8 protein-coding genes and 1 pseudogene are annotated in these 9,446 nt (G+C 39.6%); 6 read left to right on the top strand and 3 right to left on the bottom strand.

The genetic code is table 11. The annotated features are described in order from the left end of the window. Positions 1-161 precede the first annotated feature (161 nt). From E1176_RS11415 to E1176_RS11395, 5 genes are all read left to right on the top strand, one after another. Entirely contained in the window at positions 162-4,352 is a 4,191-nt protein-coding gene (locus tag E1176_RS11415; protein WP_185152762.1) for a tetratricopeptide repeat protein, read from the top strand. Positions 4,353-4,471: 119 nt separating this feature from the next. Continuing rightward, complete coding sequence (locus E1176_RS11410; RefSeq protein WP_155210741.1) at positions 4,472-4,954, top strand: thermonuclease family protein; 483 nt, start codon at positions 4,472-4,474, stop codon at positions 4,952-4,954. A gap of 75 nt (positions 4,955-5,029) precedes the next feature. Next, entirely contained in the window at positions 5,030-5,422 is a 393-nt protein-coding gene (locus tag E1176_RS11405; RefSeq protein ID WP_155210740.1) for a hypothetical protein, read from the top strand. A 168-nt stretch (positions 5,423-5,590) separates the two neighbouring features. Then, entirely contained in the window at positions 5,591-6,241 is a 651-nt protein-coding gene (gene deoC, locus E1176_RS11400; protein ID WP_155210739.1) for a deoxyribose-phosphate aldolase, read from the top strand. Then, positions 6,238-6,507: an acylphosphatase gene (locus E1176_RS11395; protein WP_155210738.1), complete on the top strand. Its 270-nt coding sequence runs from the start codon at positions 6,238-6,240 to the stop codon at positions 6,505-6,507. Before deoC ends, E1176_RS11395 begins: the two co-directional genes overlap by 4 nt. A 275-nt stretch (positions 6,508-6,782) precedes the next feature. On the opposite strand, the gene E1176_RS11390 is transcribed toward E1176_RS11395, so the two are convergent. Next, positions 6,783-7,286 carry a hypothetical protein gene (locus tag E1176_RS11390; protein ID WP_155210737.1) on the bottom strand — a complete coding sequence of 168 codons (504 nt, stop codon included), beginning with the start codon at positions 7,284-7,286 and terminating at the stop codon, positions 6,783-6,785. 44 nt (positions 7,287-7,330) lie between these two features. Beyond that, positions 7,331-8,137, bottom strand: coding sequence for an SDR family oxidoreductase (locus E1176_RS11385; RefSeq protein ID WP_155210736.1), 807 nt, complete (start codon positions 8,135-8,137; stop codon positions 7,331-7,333). A 112-nt stretch (positions 8,138-8,249) separates the two neighbouring features. On the opposite strand from E1176_RS11385, the gene E1176_RS11380 reads away from it, so the two are divergent. Further along, positions 8,250-9,107, top strand: coding sequence for a lysophospholipid acyltransferase family protein (locus tag E1176_RS11380; RefSeq protein ID WP_155210735.1), 858 nt, complete (start codon positions 8,250-8,252; stop codon positions 9,105-9,107). On the opposite strand, the pseudogene E1176_RS11375 reads toward E1176_RS11380, so the two are convergent. Continuing rightward, positions 9,094-9,446, bottom strand: a pseudogene (locus E1176_RS11375) (PD40 domain-containing protein); the annotation flags it as partial. The gene E1176_RS11380 and the pseudogene E1176_RS11375 overlap by 14 nt on opposite strands.

Raw genomic sequence — 9,446 nt, 5'->3', positions numbered from 1 at the left:
TTTTTCATAGCTTTATTTATTTGTTTAAAATTTTAGTACAAGACCTACGTAGGCAGAAGAGAGGTTGGATTTATAAAGCCAAAAATAATTTCAGAAATGCCGAAATAGCGGTGTAATTTTTATTTAATAACTTTACTCATAGGCTAATACCCATGATAACTATGAAATCAAGCATTCTTACTTTTTTAATCTTACTTTTTTCACTCCCCAATTTTGCTCAGGAGTCAGACCCACTTCAGGAAACATATAATAAAGCCAATGCTAAACTCGAAAGTGGGGATTACCGTTCGGCTGCACTGGACTACTCTCAGCTTATAAACTCGAAGTTTAGTAACGATGAGGTTTATGTAAAAAGAGGTATTGCTCACTACAACCTCAAAGACTATGAAAAAGCAGCTGATGATTTTGATGAGGCAGTAAAATCTCGGGTAAATTCTGCTGAATTATTTGGTTACAGAGGTATGACCAAATATGAGCTTAAGGATTATCAACAAGCGGCTACAGACCTGGAAAAGGGTGTAGGTATGGGTTTCAAAGAGCCGGTAGGTTTATTCACCCTTGCCAATGCTAAGTTTAGATTAGAGAGCTATCAGGATGCAATAAAGTATTATGATCAGGCAGCTAATGCCGGTTTTGACGATGTGACCCTTTATAATAACCGGGGTAAAGCAAAAGCCAATTTAGGTAATTATAAAAATGCCGTTGATGACTACACCAAAGCCCTGGCCAAAGATGCGAGCTATGATAAAGCACTTGAAAATAGAGCTGAAGCTAATTATGAAGCTAAAAACTGGTCAAATGCCGTGGCAGATTATGAAGCTTTAATCAAAGCCGGTAAAGTAACTGATGAAAATTATGCCAAACTAGGGATATCTCTATACCAAGATGACAAGGTGGATCAGGCAGCTGAGGCCATGGAAAGTGCCGTTAAACGTGGTAGCCAACTTGCAGATCTGAAGCTGTATTTAGGTAATATTTATTTCAAAAAAGAGGAGTATAAAAAAGCTGCCATGTATTATGAGCAGGCTCAACGAGCAGGTGTAAGTGACCCCTCGTTGCTGCTTAACCTGGGTAAAACCTATTACTATGACAAAAACTATGGAGCAGCAGAAACTACCTTTAGTGAAGCACTTAATAAAGGCAATAACGACCCACAACTCTACCTGCACAGAGGTATTGCAAGGTATGAATTAGACAATGAAGAAGGAGCTCTTCCTGACTTAACCCAGGCTGTAGATAAAGGAGCAACAAACTATCAGGCGTTTTACATTTTAGGAAATATTCAATTTAAGAAAGAAGAGTATTTTCTGGCCATAGAAAATTACAACAAAGCGGTCGCGCAGAAAGCTCACGACCCTGTGGTATTCAATAATCGTGGTAAGGCTCGCTACAATCTTGAGAAGATCGATGAGGCCATTGCTGATTACAATAAGGCGCTTGAATTAAAATCAGATTATGACAAAGCATTAGAAAATCGTGCTTTCGCATATTTTAAAAAACAAAACTGGAGTGCAGCGATTACCGACCTGGAAAAAATCAAACAGGGAGGATCTTCAGATCCTGAAATTTATGCGATGCTTGGTATCGCCAAGTTCAAGACTGAGTCTTTTGAGTCAGCTGTGAGCGACCTGAAATCAGCCATTCAAAGAGGTAGCCAAAAGGAAGAGCTTAACTATGCATTGGGCGTTTCTTTATTCAAAACCGATAACTACAAAGAGGCATTTAATTATTTGCAAAAAGCTGAGCAGTCTGGCAATACACAAGGCCAAATGTATCAGATGCTAGGGGTAGTGGCTTACGAGACAAAAAGGTATAAAGAGGCAGATGATTACATATCCAAAGCAATTACGGCCGGTGTTAGTGATAGCGAATTGAATAAGTATAGAGGCTTATCAAGGTATAGCCTGGGTGATGAAGAAGGAGCGTTTGAAGACCTTCAGAAAGCAGCAGCAGCCGGTCTCGGTGATTATGATACTTATAAAATTTTAGGTGATATTTTCTTTAAGAAAGCTGAGTACCAACAGGCAGTTTCTAATTATGATAAGGCTATTGCCATAGATGCCACTGATCATATTGTTTTTAACAACCGAGGTAAGGCTAAAATGGAGCTCAAAAACCTTGAAGGTGCCATTGCTGACTTTGATAAATCATTAGCTATAAAGTCAGACTACGGTCGAGCTTTACTCAATCGTGGTACAGCCCGGTTTGAAACCGGAAAGTATGCTGAAGCGATTGTTGATTTAGAAAAAGCCAAAGAGGCGTCTGGTCCAACCAAAGAAATAACAAAAATGTTGGCACTGGCCTATTATAACACAGGGGATGAAGCAAAAAGCAAGGAGTGGATAGGCAAAGCGATCAGCGCAGACATAAACAGTAAAGAGATTTATTATTACGGAGGCCTGTTGGCCGCAGAAGGTAACGAACATAAGCGCACAGCAGCATATTTAGACAAAGCGGAGGAGCTGGGATTAAAAGAAGCTAACCTTTATGAGAAAAGAGGGTTGGCAAAATTTGAATTGAAGACTTACCAGGCTGCGATAGATGATCTTGGTAAGGCCCAACAGATGGGAGCTAACAATGTGGCGATTAACGAAAGAATTGGAGTCGGATATTATGAGTTGAAGGATTATCAGGCTGCCGTTTCTAATTTACAAAAGGCCGTATCAGCCGGGTCTAAAGATGGTGTTGTTTACTATAATTTAGGTAATGCCTATTACCGGCTTGAGCAGTATGATCAGGCCATTGGTGCTTATAATCAGGCCATTACTTTTGGCATAAAAGACGAGATTATCTTCAATAATCGAGGTAAAGCAAAAATGCTGAAAGGCGACCTTCAGGGTGCCGTTTCTGATTTTGATCAGGCGCTCGCTGTAAAACCAGATTATGCTGTCGCTTTAAGAAATAGAGGAACCGCAAATTATGAATTGAGCAATTACTCAAAGGCTTTGGAAGATTTGAATAAGATCGTGGCCAATGGTGATGCTGGTAAGGAGGAGTACCTCTACCTCGGTGTAAGTAAATACAAAACTGAGGATTATGAGGGCGCTATCGAAGCATTGGAAAAAGCCAAGTCACAAGGTGCATCAGACAAGTTACTTTTTTATGGACTGGGCAATTCTTTATATCAACGCGCAGACTACGAAAATGCGGCTGCCAACCTAAGTCAGGCAGTTTCAAAAGGAGTTGATGAAGCCGAAACCTATGCTAATTTGGGTAAAGCTCAGTACCAGCTAGGACAATACGATGCAGCAGCTACTCATTTAGCCAAAGCGATTGAAAAAGGTGCTTCTGACGCTGAGATATTCTATAATCTTGGTCATGCCCAATACGAAGCCAATGATTTTGAATCGGCTATTTCTACTTTAAATAAAGCACTCGAGTTAAACAGCGCTAATGGCGAGGCATATTACCAAAGAGGTAATGCCAAGTTTAGACTCAAAAATTATGAAAGTGCTGTTAAGGACTATCAATCTGCCATAAGCAATGGCAAAAATGATGACCCTATCATTTATAACAACATGGGTAAAGCACAACAACTCATGGAAGATTATGAGGCGGCCATTGCAAGTTTCAATAAGGCACTGGAAATGGATGATCAATATACAAGAGCCTGGCAAAACAGAGGGGAAACATTTTTTAAAATGGAAAAGTATGAGGAGGCAGCCAGTGATTTAGCCACCTACGAAAAATTAGAAGAAGAGCCTGATGGCGAAGTTGTAGCCTTTCTTGCAGAGTCGTACTACCAGATGGACGACAACGTAAGAGCACTATCTTATTTCAATAAAATAGTTGATGGAGGCACAAAGTCTGGGAATGTTTATCAGAAAAGAGCACGTACGCTTATTGAAGTAGAAGAGTATGAGGCCGCTATCTCAGATTTAAATAATGCCATCAATGCTGGTAACAACGATGCCTCTGTTTATATGGATAGGGCACGAGCTTATCTATTTATCGGCAACAATAGAGCAGCGATGAATGACTTAAATGATGTGATAAGCAAAGACCCCAAAAATGCTGATGCTTATTATAACAGAGCCTATCTCCGAGAGCAAAATGAAGACTACGAGGGAGCAATTACAGATTATAATCTCGTAATAGACATCAACCCAAATGATGCGAGTGCATATTTTCATTTGGCTAATAACAAGGTGTCTACCGGAAATGTAGGAGGAGCTATAGAAGATATAGAAAAAGCATTGGAATTGGATGACACGGTTGCTTCTTACCACAAAGTATACGGTAATATTTTATATCGACTAGATAGCCCTACCAAAGCATGTGAGAGTTGGAAAAAAGCTCTTGATCTGGGGGACAAAAAGTCGAAATATTTTCTGGATCAATATTGCAATTAAAATACCGTTCGTCCTGTAATACCAACATCATATATGCAATAAACGCTGACTGTCTATTTGATAGTGACCTCTGAACAACTTGTCGTATTAATGGTTATATCACTACAAGTTTTACGGAGATGTTTAAGGTATTTCTAACATGCATATTGGCAATAACTGCACAGTCTTACCCCAGTAATTTTGAGGGAAAGGTGGTAAATGTAATTGATGGCAATACACTAGAGATAGAGTCTAAAGAAGAAGGCTTAGTCAAAGTGATGCTCAAAGAGGTTGATTGTCCGGAATTAAGTCAACACTTTGGAAATGAGGCTCACTTATTTACCAAAAAGCTCGTATACAAGAAGAAAGTAACTGTCGAGATTAAGGGAAAAGACAGATGGGGCAATAAGCTAGCTACCATAAAATTGAAAAACGGTTCTCAGTTGCACGAAGAACTATTGAAAAACGGCATGGCATGGGCTAGTCCAAAAGAGGTTGATCTTGGAACAATTGAAGCTCAGGCTAAATCTTCTAAAACAGGTCTCTGGAATGAAGACAACCCTACTCCACCATGGGTACATCGTAGACAACAAACGATGTTGAAACCCAAAGCCATGTATTAATTTTACAATTGTATCTTTTATCTTACAATAAATTTGGGCTTATCACGTGCTAAGTAAGCATCAGTTTAAAGTCTAATGAAGTATCTTTTTCTAATTTCTATTTGTTGTCTATTGGCTTTATCTGGTAATAGCCAGGATAAAAAGTCAAATAAGGAGAACGAAAAAAGAGCCAATTCCTTCGAGCCCTTTACACCACTGCAGCAGCAAAAGCAGCAGATGGTAAAGAAGGGAAACAGAAATAAAAGCAAGAAAAAGTCTTTTAGGAGTATATTTAATAAACAGCTCAAAGATAAACGTGAGATATTTTACGACCTCATGGAGGCTAACGCTAAAAAGCGTAAGAAAATGGAGCGCGAGATGCAAAAACCCCAATACTCAGATCCATCATACTTCGGCCATAAACGCAAGCCAAAAAAACGCCCACCTGGTAAACGCAAATTCTGCAAAGAGTGTAAGATAGTGCACTAAATAATTTCGGGGTTCATTATTCAACATTCGATGTTCTAATCCCTTGGGTTTGACAGAAAGAATCACTCAGGGCCCTTGGTGTTATTTTGAGTATATCGGTGTGTGCTATAGTCTATATTTTTCAATAAGTCACAACAAAAAACACCGGTATTTTGTCTATATTCTACCATGCAAAATATCAACCGATTTATTGAGCACACCAACCTCAAGCCGACTATTACAGGCAAAGATGTAGACCTACTTGTTAAAGAAGCCAAAACACACAATTTTCTAGGTGTATGCGTACCACCCTTTTGGGTGAAAAGAGCGTCTAGAGAAATTGGGGAGGCAGACATACAACTGGTAACGGTAGCAGGCTTTCCGCTTGGCTATAACATGACTGAGACAAAAGTTGAAGAGATTAAACTAGCACTTAGAGATGGAGCCGATGAAATAGACCTGGTTATGAATGTCTCAGCCATAAAAGACGGCATGCCTTGGCCTAAAATAGAATTTGCCAAGTGCAGCAAACTGGTGCATGACGAGTATAAAATATTGAAGGTTATAATAGAGACAGCACTGCTTACTGACGAAGAAATTATAAAAGCCTGTAAGCTTTGCGCAGATGCTGGGGTTGATTTTGTTAAAACATCTACTGGTTTTGCATCAGCCGGAGCTATGGTCGAGCACATTAAATTGATGAGAGAAAACCTTCCTTCCAATGTCGGTATTAAAGCTTCTGGTGGCATCAAAACTCATGATGACGCCATAGCTATGATCAAGGCCGGAGCTGATAGATTAGGTACTTCTTCGGGTATAGAAATAGTGAAAAGTAAATGAAGCATTACAACATCACCGTAAGTGGACGAGTACAGGGCGTGTTTTATCGGGCAAGTACAAAAGAAAAAGCCGAATCACTTAAAATAATCGGCTGGGTCAAAAACCGGTCAGATGGCACCGTATATATCGAGGCTGAAGGCCCCAGAGAATCTCTTGACGAACTGATAGATTGGTGTAAGCAAGGCCCCTCACAGGCACGTGTAGAGAATGTACACTTTGAGGTAGGAGAGGTTGTAGGTTTTGAGAGGTTTGAGGTTAGGAGATAATGAGATTTTAGAATTTAGATTTGAGGTGTTAGATTAATAAATCCTAATTTATTTACTTCTTGCTATCACCAAAGCTGCAAAAACAGGCAATGCAAAAACGATGAAGAGCGTGCCAATGCTGGGAAGAGGGTAAACAAGTGAAATAAGGGCGAGGCCTATGACACTTGTAATCAAGATCTCCAATTGCTTTTTATTTAAAATAGTACTCATTAAATCTAAATCTGGAATCTTACCACTTACTTCTAAATACTATATACCCAGTACTTAAAATTGCCCTACGCCACTTTCATTTCAACTATACCTTTGTACTTGTATAGCTTAAGGGCAAAGTGCTGCTCGATGAAAACTTTCATGCGATTGCCGGCAAGAAGTGCTTTTCTATCTTCAGGGTAAAAAACAGTTAGCTCCAGAATGGCCTTTATGAAATTTGGCTTTGCGCAGAATTCCAGCAACCATTCTTTAAAGTTGGCTTTCCAATCTTTCACATACTTCTCGTAATGATCGGTGCCATCAAAAAGGAACTCTAGTTGATTATCCCCAAATTTATAGCGATAGATACCTGCCAGGTTTTTATAAAACTCACTCAGTCTATCGGTATATGTAGTTTCGTGCGCATTAATTGTAATCATGGTAGCATCTTCCAGGCCGAGTGGGTTATGGTTTGCCTGATAGTAAGCCTTTACAAAGTTGATCATGTAAACTACCATGCGCTCCTCATTGTCAAGCTGCGCTTTTTCTAGAATGTAGTTTTTATCGAAAGGAAAATACTTCTGAACCATTTTGAATTAATCGACCACACAAATATAATAAAATGAGCCAATAATCATTTAAGAGGTGAGTCATCTTCTTTGGCCATTACATTGTAGACCATTTTATCCATAAAACCAGGAAACCACTTATTAAGAAAAACCGTCATTTTTCCCTGTCCGGTAAGTACTAGCACCTTTTTTCTCTTTTTGGTAGCCTTATAAATGTGCTGTGCACACTCTTCTGCAGTCATCATTTTCTCTTCCTTTCTAGGAGACTCCCCTTGATGAGACCCATCGGCCACAAGAGATTTTTTTCTGATGTTAGAAGCTGTAAATCCGGGACAGGCTGTCAATACATGTACACCTGTTTTAAACATTTCAGTTCTTAGCACTTCCAAAAACCCATTTAGGGCAAATTTAGAAGCAGAGTAACCAGCTCTACCAGGTAAGCCACGATATCCGGCAATTGACGAAATGCCTATAACAGAGCCTTTGTTTTCTTTTATAGAAGGCAGACAGTATTTTGTGGCATAAACGGCTCCATAAAAGTTTATGTCCATGACCCGCTTGATCACATCCAGGTCTACATCTTCGATAAGCGCACGCATTGAAATACCGGCATTAGCGATTAAAATATCTATTTTACCAAAAGTCTTAATGGCGTGTTCTGCCATAAGCTTATTATCTTCCTCCTTACTCGTGTCGGCCTGGAAGCCAACGATATCAATTCCATTTCCTTTTAGTTCTGATACAGCTTTATCGAGAGTCTCCTGGTTTCTTCCGGTGATTAAAATTTTTGAGCCCTGCGCCCCAAAAACTTCTGCAAGTGCTTTACCTATTCCTGATGAACCACCAGTTATTACTACAACCTTATCTTTCATGCTATCTGGATATCTTGTTATGTGGCTGCTAAATTAAAAAGAATTGTTGGAGGCAACTATTAGTTAACACAGATCACTTTCGTGGTAGGTTTAAATAGCTAATTTTGCCACAATGTTTGCGATCAAGCTTCTTTCTCGTTTACCGCTTTCTGTGCTTTATCTCATTGCAGAGGTGCTTTATTTATTTGCATACTACATTGTAGGCTATCGCAAAAAGGTGGTTGTTAATAACCTGAGAAATTCATTTCCTGAAAAAAGTGATGCCGAACTTAAGGTAATAGAAAAAGAATATTATAAGCGATTTACGCAATATCTGGTGGAGACTCTTAAAGGTATCACGATCTCTAAAGAAGAACTCTTAAAGCATGTCAAGTTTGTGAATGTACCTGATGTGCAACATCACGCAGATGCTGCTCAATCGATAGTTGTCATAGCTTCACATCAATTTAACTGGGAGTGGGCGCTACAAGTAGGTTGTGTTGTTTTGCCTTTTCCTGTTGATGCGGTTTATAAGCGCTTGTCGAATGACAAATACGATAAATTAATGTTGAATGCACGGAGCAGGTTTGGAGGCAAACCCATTGAGAAAAGCAGAATCCTGCGGGCTATTGTTAAGACTAAAGACAGGTTGCGAGCATTGGGAATTGTGGCAGATCAATCCCCGAGAGCACATGCTCCTAAATATTGGACAACTTTTTTGAATAAAGACACTGCATTCTTTCTAGGGCCGGAACAGATTGCTAAAATCGGCCAGTTCCCCACCTATTTTTTTAAAGTAGAAAGGCAGAGTAGGGGTAAGTATACGGTTGAGCTCATCAAATTATCTGACCCACCTTACAGTAAAGAAGGGCATCAAATTTTAGATCGCTATGTGGAAGAAACCGAAAAGCTTATAAAAAGTGATCCAGCTGGTTATATGTGGTCCCACAGACGATGGAAACTCAAAAAGCCTACGATCACTGAGGTTTAAAAATGGCTATTTCATCACGATGAGGGGAGGTAATGACCGGCTTTGCTTCACCCTCAGGTGATAAAAAGTATATCTCAGAGTTTTTATTTATTGTTTTAGTAATCGCAATCCACTTGCCGTCTGGAGACCACCTTGGCCATCGGTTATCATCCACACCATTGGTGAGATTTACAAGGTCAGTTCCATCAGCATTCATCAGGTAAATATCGCAAACCGTGTTGTCACAACTGTGAAAGGCGATTTGCTTCCCATCAGGGGAATATTCAGGAAGACCGTTAAAACCGGTAATATTCGTAAGCTGGGTCTGTGAAAAATCAGCCAGCTTAATCTCAAAAATTT

It is taken from the genome of Fulvivirga aurantia, assembly GCF_009711475.1.
Lineage (GTDB): Bacteria > Bacteroidota > Bacteroidia > Cytophagales > Cyclobacteriaceae > Fulvivirga > Fulvivirga aurantia.
This window is presented reverse-complemented; position numbering and strand designations above follow the sequence as displayed.

Coding starts and splice junctions, on each gene's coding strand:
- E1176_RS11415 (WP_185152762.1), top strand. CDS start 162: ATGAAATCAAGCATTCTTACTTTTTTAATCTTACTTTTTTCACTCCCC.
- E1176_RS11410 (WP_155210741.1), top strand. CDS start 4,472: ATGTTTAAGGTATTTCTAACATGCATATTGGCAATAACTGCACAGTCT.
- E1176_RS11405 (WP_155210740.1), top strand. CDS start 5,030: ATGAAGTATCTTTTTCTAATTTCTATTTGTTGTCTATTGGCTTTATCT.
- deoC (WP_155210739.1), top strand. CDS start 5,591: ATGCAAAATATCAACCGATTTATTGAGCACACCAACCTCAAGCCGACT.
- E1176_RS11395 (WP_155210738.1), top strand. CDS start 6,238: ATGAAGCATTACAACATCACCGTAAGTGGACGAGTACAGGGCGTGTTT.
- E1176_RS11390 (WP_155210737.1), bottom strand. CDS start 7,286: ATGGTTCAGAAGTATTTTCCTTTCGATAAAAACTACATTCTAGAAAAA.
- E1176_RS11385 (WP_155210736.1), bottom strand. CDS start 8,137: ATGAAAGATAAGGTTGTAGTAATAACTGGTGGTTCATCAGGAATAGGT.
- E1176_RS11380 (WP_155210735.1), top strand. CDS start 8,250: ATGTTTGCGATCAAGCTTCTTTCTCGTTTACCGCTTTCTGTGCTTTAT.